This is a genomic window from Gemmiger formicilis (assembly GCF_900167555.1).
Lineage (GTDB): Bacteria > Bacillota > Clostridia > Oscillospirales > Ruminococcaceae > Gemmiger > Gemmiger formicilis.
This window is the reverse complement of record NZ_FUYF01000006.1, coordinates 122,861-136,805: the sequence shown is the minus strand read 5'-3', so window position 1 is coordinate 136,805 and position 13,945 is coordinate 122,861. Positions and strand designations below refer to the sequence as shown.

12 protein-coding genes are annotated in these 13,945 nt (G+C 61.5%); 2 read left to right on the top strand and 10 right to left on the bottom strand.

From position 1 onward, the window contains the following. Window positions 1-68: 68 nt before the first annotated feature. The gene (locus B5D32_RS15185) at window positions 69-221 is read right to left on the bottom strand and encodes a hypothetical protein (protein WP_159447001.1); all 153 of its coding nucleotides are present in this window, start codon (window positions 219-221) and stop codon (window positions 69-71) included. 358 nt (window positions 222-579) lie between these two features. Between B5D32_RS15185 and B5D32_RS07285 the strand changes: the two genes are divergently transcribed. Both B5D32_RS07285 and B5D32_RS07280 read left to right on the top strand, forming a co-directional pair. After that, window positions 580-1,449 (top strand): transketolase, encoded by an 870-nt coding sequence (locus B5D32_RS07285; protein WP_078784403.1) that lies wholly within the window; start codon window positions 580-582, stop codon window positions 1,447-1,449. Then, window positions 1,442-2,401, top strand: coding sequence for a transketolase family protein (locus B5D32_RS07280; protein ID WP_078784402.1), 960 nt, complete (start codon window positions 1,442-1,444; stop codon window positions 2,399-2,401). The genes B5D32_RS07285 and B5D32_RS07280 overlap by 8 nt, the downstream gene beginning before the upstream one ends. 223 nt (window positions 2,402-2,624) lie before the next feature. On the opposite strand, the gene B5D32_RS07275 is transcribed toward B5D32_RS07280, so the two are convergent. The 9 genes from B5D32_RS07275 to B5D32_RS07235 all read right to left on the bottom strand — a co-directional run bounded on the left by B5D32_RS07275 (window position 2,625) and on the right by B5D32_RS07235 (window position 13,876). Beyond that, a complete protein-coding gene (locus B5D32_RS07275) occupies window positions 2,625-3,182 on the bottom strand; it encodes an HAD family hydrolase (protein ID WP_078784401.1) in 558 nt (185 codons plus the stop codon). Further along, entirely contained in the window at window positions 3,176-5,122 is a 1,947-nt protein-coding gene (locus B5D32_RS07270) for a lysylphosphatidylglycerol synthase transmembrane domain-containing protein (protein ID WP_078784400.1), read from the bottom strand. Before B5D32_RS07270 ends, B5D32_RS07275 begins: the two co-directional genes overlap by 7 nt. After that, window positions 5,122-6,744: a hypothetical protein gene (locus tag B5D32_RS07265; RefSeq protein WP_078784399.1), complete on the bottom strand. Its 1,623-nt coding sequence runs from the start codon at window positions 6,742-6,744 to the stop codon at window positions 5,122-5,124. The genes B5D32_RS07270 and B5D32_RS07265 overlap by 1 nt, the downstream gene beginning before the upstream one ends. A gap of 10 nt (window positions 6,745-6,754) precedes the next feature. Beyond that, complete coding sequence (locus tag B5D32_RS07260) at window positions 6,755-7,507, bottom strand: glycosyltransferase family protein (RefSeq protein WP_078784398.1); 753 nt, start codon at window positions 7,505-7,507, stop codon at window positions 6,755-6,757. 197 nt (window positions 7,508-7,704) lie between these two features. Next, window positions 7,705-8,733: an NAD-dependent epimerase/dehydratase family protein gene (locus B5D32_RS07255; protein ID WP_078784397.1), complete on the bottom strand. Its 1,029-nt coding sequence runs from the start codon at window positions 8,731-8,733 to the stop codon at window positions 7,705-7,707. Between the two features lie 13 nt (window positions 8,734-8,746). After that, a complete protein-coding gene (locus tag B5D32_RS07250) occupies window positions 8,747-9,541 on the bottom strand; it encodes a glycosyltransferase family 2 protein (RefSeq protein WP_078784396.1) in 795 nt (264 codons plus the stop codon). A 286-nt stretch (window positions 9,542-9,827) separates the two neighbouring features. Continuing rightward, window positions 9,828-11,600, bottom strand: coding sequence for a hypothetical protein (locus B5D32_RS07245; protein WP_078784395.1), 1,773 nt, complete (start codon window positions 11,598-11,600; stop codon window positions 9,828-9,830). Between the two features lie 295 nt (window positions 11,601-11,895). After that, on the bottom strand, window positions 11,896-13,443 hold the full coding sequence (locus B5D32_RS07240) for an ArnT family glycosyltransferase (protein ID WP_078784394.1): 1,548 nt from the start codon (window positions 13,441-13,443) through the stop codon (window positions 11,896-11,898). Between the two features lie 181 nt (window positions 13,444-13,624). Next, window positions 13,625-13,876: a hypothetical protein gene (locus B5D32_RS07235; RefSeq protein ID WP_078784393.1), complete on the bottom strand. Its 252-nt coding sequence runs from the start codon at window positions 13,874-13,876 to the stop codon at window positions 13,625-13,627. Window positions 13,877-13,945 lie beyond the last annotated feature (69 nt).

Below are 13,945 nucleotides of genomic sequence, written 5' to 3'. Positions count from 1 at the left end.
GTATACAAATGCAAAAAGCCGCACGTCATCCCCCAAAGGACGGCGTGCGGCAGACTTCCTTTTTACAATTACAGGCGGTCAATGGCGGCCATGCAGTCGTCCATGGACAGGAAGGTCACGGCGCAGTTGGAGCCGATAAACCACCGTTCATCCCCATTGCAGACGATTTTGCGGATAAGCTTGCCGTGGTACTCAGTCTGGATGTAGATCCCGTTGGGCACTCTCTTTCCCTCCCATATCTTGTAGTGTGGGCCGGGCGGCTGCCTCATATCATGGGCTTTCCGCACCGCGGCTGTACTTAAATTATGCCACAAATGCCGGCTTTGTGCAAGGTGCTTTTTGCTGTAGTTTATGTACGAATCGCCCCATTTTTTGGCACTACGCACAAAGGATGCATAGCAGCGGGCTTTTTGGCGTGCCGATTTTACCGCGAAAGCACCAAAACAGCCTTTTTTCACGAAATTTGTAAAAAAATGTTGCGGGATTCCGCGAAACGTGTATAATATAAGGTAGTATATTGTGTAGCAGTATCCATATATACTGCCCGATTTTACCATAAGTGACCGGAGGAGCTTAGCTATGACAAAACTGGAAACGCTGCAGTTAAAACTGACTGCGACCCGCGTGCGCATGGGTGTGATCGAAGCCACCCACGGTGCCGGGTGCGGTCATCCGGGCGGCAGCCTGTCCGCGGCGGACGTTCTGACCTATCTGTATTTCCGCGAGATGCGCATTGACCCTGAACAGCCGCAGGACCCCAACCGCGACCGTTTTGTACTTAGCAAGGGCCACTGCGCCCCCGGCCTGTATGCCACGCTGGCGGAGCGCGGCTTCTTCCCGGTGGCCGACCTGCCCACGCTGCGCCACTCCAACAGCTACCTGCAGGGCCACCCCAACATGAACACCGTCCCCGGTGTTGACATGAGCACCGGTTCCCTGGGCCAGGGCGTTTCTGCCGCCTGCGGCATGGCGCTGGGTGCCAAAAAGCTGGGCAGCGACATCAACGTCTACACCCTGCTGGGCGACGGTGAGATCGAAGAGGGCGAATGCTGGGAGGCGTTCATGTTCGCCAACCACTACAAGCTCGATAACCTGTGCATCATGATCGATGTCAACGGCCTGCAGATCGACGGCGCGACCCGCGACGTTATGAACTCCGAGCCGCTGGACCACAAGATGGATGCTTTCGGCTTCAACACCATCGTCTGCAACGGCAACTCCTTTGCCGACCTGGAGCAGGCGTTCAAGATGTTCGACCTGTCCCACGGCAGCGGCAAGCCCACCTGCTTCCTGCTGCGCACGACCAAGGGTCTGGGCGTCAGCTACATGGAAAACGCCGTCGATTGGCACGGCAAGGCCCCCAACGACGAAGAATACGCCCAGGCTATGACCGAGCTGCGCGCCGCCCACGCCACGCTGGAAAAGGAGATCGAGTTCAACAATGGCTGATATTAAAAAAATTGCTACCCGTGTCAGCTACGGCAACACGCTGGTAGAGCTGGCCCAGCAGGGCGCTGACAATCTGGTGGTTTTTGACGCCGACCTGGCCGCTGCCACCAAAACCGAGATCTTCCGCAAGGAGTACCCGGATCGTCACTTTGACTGCGGCATTGCCGAGCAGAACATGGTCGGCGTCGCCGCCGGTATGGCCACGATGGGCTATGTCCCCTTCGTGTCCAGCTTTGCCATGTTCGTTGCGGGCCGCGGCTTTGAGCAGATCCGCAACTCCATCGGCTACCCGCACCTGAACGTCAAGATCGCTGCCACCCACGCGGGGCTCTCCGTCGGTGAGGACGGCGCGTCCCACCAGTGCTGCGAGGACATTGCCCTCATGCGCTCGATCCCCGGCATGGTGGTCTTGAGCCCGGCTGACGATGTGGAGGCCCGCGCCGCCGTCATCGCCGCCTACAACTATCAGGGTCCCGTCTACCTGCGCTTCTCCCGTCTGGCCACGCCCGTTTTCCACGATCCCGAGACCTACGAGTTCCAGATCGGCAAGGGCGAGAAGCTGACCGACGGCTATGACATTGCCGTCATCTCCACCGGCCTGATGACCAACGAGGCACTGCGCGCCGCCGTGCTGGCCAAGCGCCAGGGCATGAACGTCCGTGTCATCAACATGCCGACCATCAAGCCCATCGACGAGGAGATCATCCTGACCGCTGCCCGCGAGTGCGGCCGCATCATCACCGTCGAGGAGCACAGCATCATCGGCGGCCTGGGCGAGGCCGTCTGCTCCGTCGTCAGCGAGAAGCTGCCCGTCCCCGTGCGCCGCATCGGCGTCATGGATCAGTTCGGTCACTCCGGCCCCGCCAATGAGGTCCTGCGTGACTACGGCTTGACCGCTGACAACATCGTCAACGTCATCCGTGACATCGTCCGCCCGGACGCGAAGGCCTGATTTTCCATCACAAGTACAACAGCCCCGAAAGGCAACTGCCTTCCGGGGCTGTTTTTGTAGGGGCGAACATTGTTCGCCCGTCAACCTTGCCGCGCCGTGCACTTTCCGGGTCGATGCGAGCATCGACCCCTACACCGTAGGGGCGGATTCCATATCCGCCCGGGAGCCTTGCGGCCGGCTGCATATTCTGCGTGCGAATAAGGTTTCCCCTGCATCACAACTCTTAAAACTGCTCCACCCTGAATACCCTTGCCCCGCTGGCCTTGGCCGCGGTCAGACCGATGCCCGAGTCCTCAAAGATCATTGTATCGGCGGGCGTAACGCGGAAATGCTCCATCGCCCGGCAATACCCCTCCGGGTCGGGCTTCTGCTTTTCCACGTCCTCTCCGGTCACGATCAAGCCGAACCATTCCCGCACCCCGAAATGCTCCAGCACCTCGGTGGCGTTCTGTTTGCTGCCGGTGGTCACGCAGGCCAGGTCATGCCCGGCGGCGCGCATCGTTTTCAAAATTTCCATCAGTGCCGTGTTCGGGCGCACCGCATCGAGAAAGTCACTGTACAGCGCCTTTTTCCTGTCATGCACGCGCTCCACATCGGCGGCGCTCGGCGCGCCGCCCATCAGCGGCGGCAGGAACCGTGTGTAATGTCCGCCGTTGCAGCGCTCGGCGTAATATTCATCGGTCACGGTAAAGCCCAGCTCCTCCAGCGCCGCGCGGTAGGATGCCGCGTTGGCCGGCACTGTGTCCAGCAGGGTCCCGTCCAGATCCACGCAAATCAGCATAGTGTCTCCTTTTTATGCTCCGAAAAATCCGCCACATCGTTGGCGACCATGACCAGCCCGGCGTAGAACATCGCCGCGCGCTTGCGGTCCTTGTTCAGCTTGTAGGGCATCAGCCGCAGCCAGTGGATGACCTCGTGCATCAGAATGCTCTCGACCTGCTCCCGCGGGTAGCGGGCGCTCAGATCCTCCATCACGGCGGCCAACAGCGCGTCATAGGCCGCACTGCGCGTCAGCTGGAAGTCGATACGGTTGTCCTGCACGGCCACGCGCGGCGTTTTCATCATAAATTCGTAGCTGCCGTGCAGGCTTTGCAGCAGCTTGCCGTAATCCAGGAACGGACTTTCGTGCAGATTGCCGGTATTCGGGTCGATCAGATACCAGCTGTCGTTGTCGGTGCGGCAGATGATGTTCTCAATCGTCAGGTCGCCGTGGATCGTGCCCACAGGGTCCTTCGCAAACAGGTTGCGCAGCCGGTCATGGTCAAACATCCAGTCCAGCGCGGGCAGGTTCTTGTACTCCACGCCGTTGATGCGCAGCGTGTCATAGCTCATCAGCTCGCGCAGCATCCGGTCCTCATGCAGCTTTTTCAGGTTGCCGTCAACCTTCGTCGCGATGTACTTTTCGATTTTTTCCGCGTCCGCCGGGACCGCCGTCGGCTTGTAGAGCTTATCCTCCAGCGTCGCCAGCACCGCACGCAGGATGGCGCGGCTCTTTTCCACGGGGTTCGAGTGCAGGTAGCGGAACATCCCCACGGCCTGCGGGTTGTAGACCATGTCGTACCAGCAGCAGCCGTCGGCCTCCTCGCTGCGCAGAATATCGCACAGCGGCAGGCGGTCTTGCTGGGCACGCAGCCAGTCGAGCTGCTCGGCCAGCTTTGCGCCATCCTTGCCAAAGGCATATTTGCGGTAGAACGTCGATTGCGTGTCCATGCAGAGCATCGTCGTGGCGTTCGACCCGGCGGAGTAGTCCTCCAAAATCGTAATGCCGCGGTTCATCTGCAAAAACCGCTTGACGTAGTCCTTGTTTTCCAGACCGAAATACCGGCTCAGGAACACCGCGCGGTCATGCTCGTCGGCCTGCGGCAGCAGGTTCAGGTAGCTTTCCCCGGCGGGGGCGGCCTGCGTAGCCTGGTTCATCGCGCCGCGCACGCCCTCGGGCAGCAGCGTGGCCGCCCACATGGCCAGCAGCGGCAGCACAAACCATGCCAGCAGCAGCCAGCGGGCCGCGGGGGCCGCCGTGCCCAGCGCACCGCCGGGCAGCAGCGCGGCAAAGTCCGCGGCGTTGCGCCCGAACAGCAGCCCGAACACATCCACCAGCTGCATCGGCTCCCCGGCCACGGTCAGCGCCGCCGCCAGCGCAGTGTAGGAGCCCAGATACGCCGCCCACATCAGCAGTGTATTGACGACCAGCCGCCCGATTCTCACGCGGCCCAGATCCTTGAAGGTATTGATGAGGCTCCAGAAGAACATCATGCCGTCCAGCTTCAGCGTGTCATTGAACAGCCCGCAGAACGCAAGGCAGATTTTCTTCAAAAAATCCCGCAGCGCCACGACCAGCACCAATCCCAGCACCAGCAGCAGCGAGAACACAAGGTAATACCGCGCCGCGCCGTCCACCGGCGCACCGCCCAGCCCCAGCAGCCGGAACGCAATAAACCCGAACGCCACAAACCAGACGTCGAGGAACCGATCCATGATGACCGTCGCCAGCGCAAAGCCGATGCCGCTCTTCATCCTGCGGCCCGTGTAGACCGCGCGGAAGGCATCGCCCAGATGGAACGGCAGCACAAAGTTCAGCGCATAGCCGCCGGCCATGCCGCGCAGCATCTGCCCGCGGGGCGGGCGCTCATAAATGCGGATGAACTGCTCCCACCGCAGCAGGCGGAACGCATGGCCCACCAGCACCAGCAGCAGGGCCAGCAGCAAAAAAAGTGCAAGCATCAGCCCGTGATCCTTTCCGATTTCAATTTCCGTTTCAGCACTGCGTACAGCACCGCAGCCGCCGCCACCGCATACCCGGCGATAAACGGCGTCAGATAGTACATAAAGTAGGTGTCCGGCGCGGTCAAAAACACAAGCGGGATGCGTGCAAAAAACGTGCCTGCGGCAAAAAACAGAATCCAGCGCCGCTGCACCAGCAGCACCGCCAGTGCCAGGCCCAGCAGCACGAACGGCGGCAGCATCCACCACGTCAGGTCGATCAGCCCGCCCGCAAAGTCGGTGCTGGACGCCATATCCACAATAAACGCCCGGCGCAGCTCCTTGTTCAACGGCTGCACGGCGGCGCTGTCCTGCAAAAAGCTCTTTTGGTCGTCCTGCGTCGGCTCGCTCTCATACAGCAAAAATGCCGATGCAAACGCGATCTTCTGGTTGGACTGGCCGTTCTGGCGCTGGCGCAGCGTGTTGTAGAACACACCCGCACGCTCCCGCAGCATGCTCTTGGGATACTTGAGGGCCAGCTTTATAATGGCCTTCTGGCAGGCCGACCAGTCCTCCGCCGAGCCGCCGCGCCCGGCGATCATCCCCCCGCGCAGTTCATTGCCGTGGGTCTCGGGGTTGGCGCGGCAGAATTCCACATCAAACACGCGGTCAATGTCGGCCAGCGCCTCGGCGTCCTCCACGGGGTCGGCGTCCTGTACCAGCGCCGCCGTCTGATAGCACAGTGCGATCATCTTGTACTGCCACGCCTCGCCCATCAGCGCGCTGCTGTAGCGGGAGCAGACGAAATACCCCACCAGCACCAGCGCCGTCACCGCGCCCACCGCCAGCGGGCGCAGCAGCCTGCGGGTGCAGAGCAGCGCCAGCAGCACCGGGATGGCGGCCAGATAGTAGACGCACTCGCTGCGCCACGACGCAGCCAGCGTGCCCAGAATCACGATAGCGGCCAGCTCCTTTTTGTTCAGCTTCGTGCCGCGCAGGTACATGGCCACCAGCATGAACACCAAAAACAGCTCGGTCCACGTTGACCAGGTCGTGCGGAAGGGCTGCTGGGTGTGCATCAGCACGGGCGGCAGCAAAAACGGCAGGTAGACCAGCGCAAACCACGCCGGGCGCACCGGACGGGTCAGCCGCTTTTCGGCCAGGTCCTGCGCCGTGGCCGCAAAGCAGCCCACAATGCCGCTGATAAGCAGGTTCTGCACCAGCACGACGCCGCCGGGCATCGGCACAAACATCAGTGACAGAATGAACGCGCCGCTGGTCAGAAAGTGCTGCCATGAGTTGGGCTGCAGCGTCCGCGCCAGATACAGCACGGCCAGGTCATCATTGCCCCAGATGCCGGGCCAGACGATGAGCAGGATGACCAGATTCACCGCCAGATACGGCAGCGTCCAGGCCACCCACCGCCGGGCAAATTTGTCCCCGGCGCGCAGCTTCTGCACCAGCGTCACCGCGCCGTGCACCAGCCCGAACGCCAGCACCAGAAACAGCGCCTTGTAGACAAAAAACGCCGGTGTGCGCCAGTCATAGCGGAAGAACAGCCTGTCCGTTCCCAGCGTCAGGGCGCACCACAGCACCGCAGCCGCCAGCTCTGCCGCCGTTCGCTTTTTTGCAGGTGTTTTCATTCTTACTCCTTCAGGTCAGCGCGTCAAAACCGGCCTTATTGGCGGGTGCCTCCGCCGCGCGGTACTCGTCCGGTGTGCCGAACGGCAGATGTAAATCACACGCAAAGCCCGCAATTCTTGCGCCCTGCGCGGCCAGCACATTGTAAATGCCGGAGACAAAAAATTCCTTGTACTCGCAGTTTTTCAGGTATTCGGCGCAGGCGTCGGCGTAGGTTTTCTTATCCTTGAAATAGTACGCGCCGCAGATGGCATCATGGCTGACGACCTGCTTTTCCACCGTATGGCAGACATTGCCGTCCGCGCCGTACTGCAGATAGCTGTACGCGGGGGAATCGCTCTCAAACGTCAGCAGTGCGCCCTCCGGGCCGTTTGCAAAGCCGCCCTTAGCGCAGAACTCGTTAAACGCCCTGCAAACAAACAGATGGTCGCAGTCGTTGAACAAAATCGGCTCACCGTCTGGCAGGCCCTCGCAGCCCTTCAGCGCCGTGACGGCCGCGCCCTCGGTCACCTCGGGCAGCGCCACAATGCGGGCCGCGGGCCAGTACGCCTTGATTTTTTCGTCGATGGCAAAGTCGCGGATATGCTCCTCGAGCACCACAAACGTGAGGTCCGCGCAGTCCACAAACTTTTCCACGCTGCGCGCCGCCCAGTAAAAGAACGGCTTTCCGTTAATTTCGATCAGCGGTTTCGGGCAGACAAAGCCGTTTTTAAAAAACCGGCTGCCCCTGCCGGCCATGGGTAAGATTAAGTGCAGCTTATTCATGTAAGCACCTGCTTTTTCAAATAATAAAGAATAAATAAGAAATAATAAATATGGTGGACCGCGTCGCTGGCGCTCCGCTCAAAAAAGCTCACGCCGCTGCAAACATCCCGGGCGGATATGGAATCCGTCCCTACGCTTTGTTTTTGCCCTGCGGGGCAAAAACTCCACCTTCTTTATTATTTATTATTTCTTATTTTTTATTTGCTTTCCAGTCCCGCCAGCATCCGCGTCTCGGCCTCAATGACTCTGCCCAGCCCCGTCTCAATATCGACCTGCGGCTGCCAGCCGTAGACCTCGCGGGCGTGGGTGTTGTCGCACTGGCTGAACTTGTTGACCTCGTGGTCCAGGATCTCCGGTTTGATGCCGTAGGCCCCGCCGTACAGCTCGGGGTACTTGGCCCAGTAATGGCTGCTCGGGCAGTATTTGGCCTCAATATTTTTGCCCATCAGGCGGTTGGCAATGGCATACAGCTCGCGCACGGAATAGCTCTGGTTGCTGGACACGTTCACCGCATCAAAGCCCTTCTGCGGGTGTTCGACGACGCGCAGCGCCAGCGCGATCAGGTCGTCCACATAGATGTAATCGCGGCGCTGGTTGCCGTCGGAGTGGAACTCCGGCGTGCGGTCATAGTACAGCTCGCGGATCATGTAGCCGACGAACGGCGGCTGCTTGCGCAGGCAGTCGATGTGCGGGCCGTAGACGTTGGCAAAGCGCAGGCAGGTCACAGTCATGCCGTAGGTGTCGGCAAAGCTCTGGGCAAAGCGCTCACCGCAGTATTTCGTGTTCGGGTAAATGAGCGTCGGCGGGTTGAACTTACCCTCCACCGTCGGGAACTCGGTCTCGTTCTCGTACATGGCGTTGGTGGATGCCTGCACGAGCTGTTTGATGCCGGTGCGGCGGCCCGCCTCCAGCAGGTTGACCAGGCCCAGGGTGTTGACCTCAATGGCCTGCACGGGGTCGCTCTGGCAGTCCGGCAGCGGCGCAATGCCCGCAATGTTATACACAACATCGAACTTTTCCGCCTCGAACAGAGCCAGCATCCCGGCCTTGTCGCGGATGTCCATTCTGCGCACCTCTGCGCCAAAATCATGGTCGTCAAACTTCAGGTTGTCCGGATTGCCGTAGGAGAAGTTGTCAATGCCGACGACCTCGTCCCCGCGCTTCCACAGCGTATGCCACAGCTGGCCGCCGATAAACCCGGCAGCGCCCGTCACCAGAATCTTCATACCAAAGCCCTCCTTACAGGTTGGAAGCTACGACCTCGTAGCTGTAATCCTCAATGATTTTCTCGCGCCATTCGCGCTCCACAAAGGCCCGCGGCCCGGCCAGATACTTGCCGCAGAGCTTGAGCAGGCTGATGCCAAAGCTCGTCAGCTTGTTGTTGCTGACCTGATCCTCCTCCCGCCAGCTGATGGGGAAGAACAGCACCCGCTGCTTCATCTGGCAGAGCGCCAGGATCATGCAGTCGTTAAAATACAGCGTATCCGGGAACTTTTTGTAGTACTCGTTTTTCAGCGGTTCTACGGCATACAGGTTCAGCCCGCTGCCCAGATCGGTGATTTTTTTGCGGGCCACTAAGCTAAAGAGCCAGTTGAAGCCGTAGTTGCCCCAGGTGCGCAGCGCACTGTAGCCGCCGGTCTTGCTGCCCTTCATAAAGCGGGAGCCAAGGCAGCAGTCGTATTTTTTGTAGGTACCGTCGTTCAGAATCGGCAGCAGGTCCGCAATAGCGCCCTGGTCGTCGCCGTGCAGCACGACCAGATGCTCGTACCCGTGGGCCGCCGCGTAGCCGAACGCGACCTTGTGGCTGCCGCCCAGACCGTAGTTCTGGTCATTGCGCAGCAGGCGGACCGGCGCGTCGGGGTGGCGGGCCATCCAGTCCTGCACGGCGGCCTCGGTGCCGTCGGCAGAGCGGTTGTTTACGACGATGCACTCCCCCACCCACGGGGCAATGCGCTGATCCAACAGCTGCGAAAGCACCCGCGTGACCTGCTTTTCGCAGTTATAAGCAGGGATAAAAACCAGCAGTTTTTCCATGGAAAGCTCCTTTTCTGCACACAGTTCTACATAATAAAGATTATACAACACCGCGCCGCCAATCGCAAGAAAAAAAGCCCCCTCTTGGGAAAAGAGGGGACGATATTTTGAATAGATGCACAATGGGAAGGTGCCGGAGCCCCTCAGGCCTTGCTGCGCGCGGCCAGCTCCCCACTGCGTGGGGCGCCTTGTTTCGGACGGCTTTGCCGTCCGCGAAAGCCTCCCCTCACAGGGGAGGTGGCCGAGCCTGCGAGGCCGGAGGGGCTCTGCCCGTTTCCCGCCGCGCTCAGCTTAAAAACCTGACCCTCTGTGTATCCAAATTCCGATACAGCACATACCCCGCTGGGCACGCCGCGTCCGCCTTTTCCAGCGCGCTCGTATCCACCGGCACGCCGTCCGTTGCCAGCACCCAGTCCGCCGCGTCCAAATCGGTATATGCCCTGCCCGGGTACTCCGGCCCGACGGCCTCGGCGGTCAGGTCCAGCACGCCGTCTGCCAGCGCACCGCTCTGCAAAAGCGTCTCATACTCGACGATATAGACATCCCGCGCGACATACGTTTCTATGAGCTGGCTGTCCCGCTGGCGCACGCCGTAGGGGATAAACAAAACTCTGCCGTCCAGCTCCGCCAGCGCGTCGTTCAGCGCCGACGCCTGCTGTGCGGTCCCGGCGGGGACCTCATACGTCCAACGGTTGATGCGCCACTCGCCCGCGTAGCACAGCACGCAGAGCACCAGCGCCGCACCGGCCAGCACGCGGCGGCCCCTGCGGCGCACCAGCAGCACGCCCAGCACGGCCACGCCAACAGCAATCACTGCACGCCACACCGCCAGCCACGCCCCCTGCCCCAGCACGGGCAGGCGGTCCGTGCGGTCCGCCACGAAGTCAAACCACTGCAAAAGGGTGTTGTCGCCCGCGCCCGCGCCGATGGCCCGGCAGACGGCCACGAACAGCACGCCCCAGGCTATCGTCAAAGCCGCCAAGATCCGGCGGCGCGTTTTGGTCAGCTTTTCATCCAGCGTGTCCAGCGTCACCGCCAGCAGCGGGATCAGCAGCGGCTCCAGATACCGCGTATGCTGCCGCGGCGACAGCGAGCCTAAATCCTCGCGCACCGTGATGGACCACGCAATGACCGCCACGGCGATGCCAAGGGAGAGCAGCAAAAAGAGCGGCAGCTGGGTGCGGCGGGCATCGCTGCCCCTGCGCGGGCGGTGCAGCCCGCAGAGCGGCAGCAGCACCGGGAACACCCAGAACGCCAGCACGGCAAACAGCGCGTCGCACACCAGCGCAAACGGCAGAAAGCGCCACTGCGCCGCCGTCAGCCAGCCGGTCTGGTTGTAGGAGTTGCCCAGCCCGCGGAACAGCGTCGCCTTGGCCAGCAGAAAGCAGACCAGAAAGCTGCCCAGCAGCGCGGCATTGCAGGCCAGCTCCGCCCGCCACGACGCCTTGTCATGCCACCAGACCCACGCGCGCACAAGCACCCAGGCGATCAGATAATAGAGCGCGACCTCCTTGTTCAGATACAACAGGTAGCAGAACGCCCCCGCCGCCGCGCACCAGCCCACGCGGGCCTTCGGCTCTGCCAGCATCGCCCGCAGGAAAAAATACACCTGCCACAGCGACAGCGGCAGAAACACCGTCTCGCTCATAAACGTACTCGCAGCGGACATCGTGGGCATCACTGCCGTAACGCCGACGAGAAACGCCGTGCGGTGGCGGTTCATGTCCATGGCCCGTGCCAGCGCATAGGCCGGGAACACCGCGCTTGCCATATATACGGCGTTCAGCCAGCCGATGGCCGTGATCTGCGCGGCGGTGGTTTTCAGCAGCAGCGCCGGCAGGATGCAGAGCGGGTATAGAATCTTCTGGTAGTCGCTGGGCATATTGCGCACCCGCAGCCCGCGCCCCTGCAAAAGGCTGCGCGCCACATCCAGATACCGCAGCTCGTCGCTGTAGACGGCCAGCTCCCGCGGGTAGCTGCTCAGCATCCCGTACACAACGGCGCACACCGCAAACAGCATCACGACCCACAGCCAGCCGTTTCTTTTTTTAGAAAGCATACACGCCCCCTTTTCTCTAAAAAGCCTTCCCCCGCGGGGGAAGGCCGAGCTGTCGATAAACTTAATGGGAATATTGCAAACTTTCGGTAGATTTGTAGGGAACGGTCTTGACCGTTCCGTGCTGCCTTGCCAAAAGCACGACACGACGGGAAAACCGCGCGCCATTCGGCGCGATTTTATGCGCTGCGCGCGGCCAGATGTGCGGATGGGTCAAGACCCATCCCTACAAATCTTCCGGTAACAGGCTTTTTCTACAAGCTAAGCTTCCCCCTCGGGGGGGGGAAGCCTTTTTCCCTCACTTCAGCTCAATATAATACACCGGGCACCGTTCCCCGTCGGTCACAAGCTCGATTTTTTCCACGTCCAGCGTATCCTCGGCCAGGGCACGCAGCACGGCGGCGTCGTAATTGTAGCCGTACAGCAAAAATCCGTCGTGCAGGTCCCGGCTCTCCACCGCCGCGCGCAGGCTGGCAGCATCGTCCTCGCCGCTTGCCTGGTCAACGGCCTCGCGCTTGGCGAACTCCTCCAAGAACAGGTCGGGCGCGACCTCATACCCCGCCTTGTTCAGCACAACGGCGGGCAGCCTCTCGGTGTCGGCCAGCGCAGCCTTGCGCGGGGCGGCGTCCTCATACAGGTAGGCGTTGGGGTCGGTCCGGTGCGCCGCAAGGATCGGCACCAGTGCCAGCAGCAGCAGGGTCTCGTGCTGCGGGGCCAGCCTGGCCAGCACCACAGCCACAGCCAGCACCACAGCGGCGTAGATCACCACATAGTAGCGGTCCGCCTCAAACGGCGCGGCCTTATCGATCAGCGCCACGTACCCCGCCGACGCCAGCAGCAGCCCGGCGGCAAACAGGCCATTGCCGCGCAGACGGCAGCCGCGCCGCCACAGCACCACCGCCGCGGCAGCCACAACCACAGCCCACAGCCAAAGCCCGCCGAACTGGGCCGCCAGCAGCTGCACCACCGTGCCGATGCTCCTGCCCCACTCCGCCAGCGCGGACAGGTCAAAGACGCTCGCAAATGCCTCTTTTCCGCGGGAGCCGGAGAAGATATGGGCCTTCATCGTGGGGAAGGCCGCATACGCCGCAGCCAGCGCGGCAAACTCGGCGATCACATAGCCGCCCGCCGTCTTGAACCGCCGCGTAGCCAGCAGCCAGACGCCGAACAGCCCGCAGACGAAAAAGCAGAACACCAAAAAGAAATACTGCGTCAGCGCCCCGGCCATTGTGACCGCAAACAGACCCGGCCAGACCGCCCGCGGCGGCTTTTGCCCCGCCTGCAGCGCCTGCCACAAAACCACATGGCAGTACAAAAGCACGATGCCCTCCAGCATCATCAGGCTGTACATCCGGGTGAACACCGCCATGCCCTGCACGCCGACGCAGAGCAGCCAGCAGGCCGCCGCCGTCCACGCGGGCCAGAACCGCCCGATCAGCCGCTTCGCCGTGCAGTACAGCACCGCCGCGCCCGCCAGGATGCAGACAAAGTTCGGCAGCAGCCCCACCCACGGCAGACCCAGCTGCGGGAACAGCGACTCCGCCGTATAGATCAGGCAATAGTAGAGCGGCGGGTGGACATCGATCTTCTGGTTGTTCCACGGGATGGTATAGTCAAACGGGCGGCCCGGCGTCAGGACCGCGCTGTAAAAGCTGCCGTCGTGCCAGCTGTCCATATAGCCGTCCTCCAGCGCGTAGAACCCGCCGGGATAGTTTGCCAGCTCATAGGTGTACAGCTCGTCCACATGGTAGCCCTGCTTGTGCGCCGCGTAGTAGAGCATCAGCGCCAGCCCCACGGCCAGCAGCGCCGCCACCGCCAGCATGCGCTTGGTTTTTGTGTTTTTCATGATTCCTGCTTTCCGTATCTGCCTGACCGTAGGGGCGCATTCTATATGCGCCCGCGCACCTCGCGCCGCCGCAAACCTCCCGGGCGGATATGGAATCCGCCCCTACGGGAATGCGCGCCCGTTCGTTTACACACCTGCATACCAAAAAGGCCTGCCTCAAAAGGCAGGCCCTTCGTTTGTTTTACTCCTGTGCGTTTTCTTCCTTGTCACGCACAAAACGCCACAGCTCACCGATGGTGAAATCCTCGCTCAGCTCACTCTCGTCGATCTCCTCGCCGATTGCCTCGCCGATTGCCTCGCCCAGTGCCCACGCCAGCTCGATCATATCCTCATGGTCGGCGCCCAGGTCAGCCAGCGCTGTGCCGCGGCTCAAATCGCCCGTGTCGCAGCTGAACTGCTCTGCCAGCAGATCCTGCAATTCTTCAAAGGTCATTCCGTTTTCCCCCTCTCACTGGGAAGTTTTGTGTTCTTATCATACAAGCCCACAGCGGTTCCGTCAAGG

Coding starts and splice junctions, on each gene's coding strand:
- B5D32_RS07285 (WP_078784403.1), top strand. CDS start 580: ATGACAAAACTGGAAACGCTGCAGTTAAAACTGACTGCGACCCGCGTG.
- B5D32_RS07280 (WP_078784402.1), top strand. CDS start 1,442: ATGGCTGATATTAAAAAAATTGCTACCCGTGTCAGCTACGGCAACACG.
- B5D32_RS07275 (WP_078784401.1), bottom strand. CDS start 3,182: ATGCTGATTTGCGTGGATCTGGACGGGACCCTGCTGGACACAGTGCCG.
- B5D32_RS07270 (WP_078784400.1), bottom strand. CDS start 5,122: ATGCTTGCACTTTTTTTGCTGCTGGCCCTGCTGCTGGTGCTGGTGGGC.
- B5D32_RS07265 (WP_078784399.1), bottom strand. CDS start 6,744: ATGAAAACACCTGCAAAAAAGCGAACGGCGGCAGAGCTGGCGGCTGCG.
- B5D32_RS07260 (WP_078784398.1), bottom strand. CDS start 7,507: ATGAATAAGCTGCACTTAATCTTACCCATGGCCGGCAGGGGCAGCCGG.
- B5D32_RS07255 (WP_078784397.1), bottom strand. CDS start 8,733: ATGAAGATTCTGGTGACGGGCGCTGCCGGGTTTATCGGCGGCCAGCTG.
- B5D32_RS07250 (WP_078784396.1), bottom strand. CDS start 9,541: ATGGAAAAACTGCTGGTTTTTATCCCTGCTTATAACTGCGAAAAGCAG.
- B5D32_RS07245 (WP_078784395.1), bottom strand. CDS start 11,600: ATGCTTTCTAAAAAAAGAAACGGCTGGCTGTGGGTCGTGATGCTGTTT.
- B5D32_RS07240 (WP_078784394.1), bottom strand. CDS start 13,443: ATGAAAAACACAAAAACCAAGCGCATGCTGGCGGTGGCGGCGCTGCTG.
- B5D32_RS07235 (WP_078784393.1), bottom strand. CDS start 13,876: ATGACCTTTGAAGAATTGCAGGATCTGCTGGCAGAGCAGTTCAGCTGC.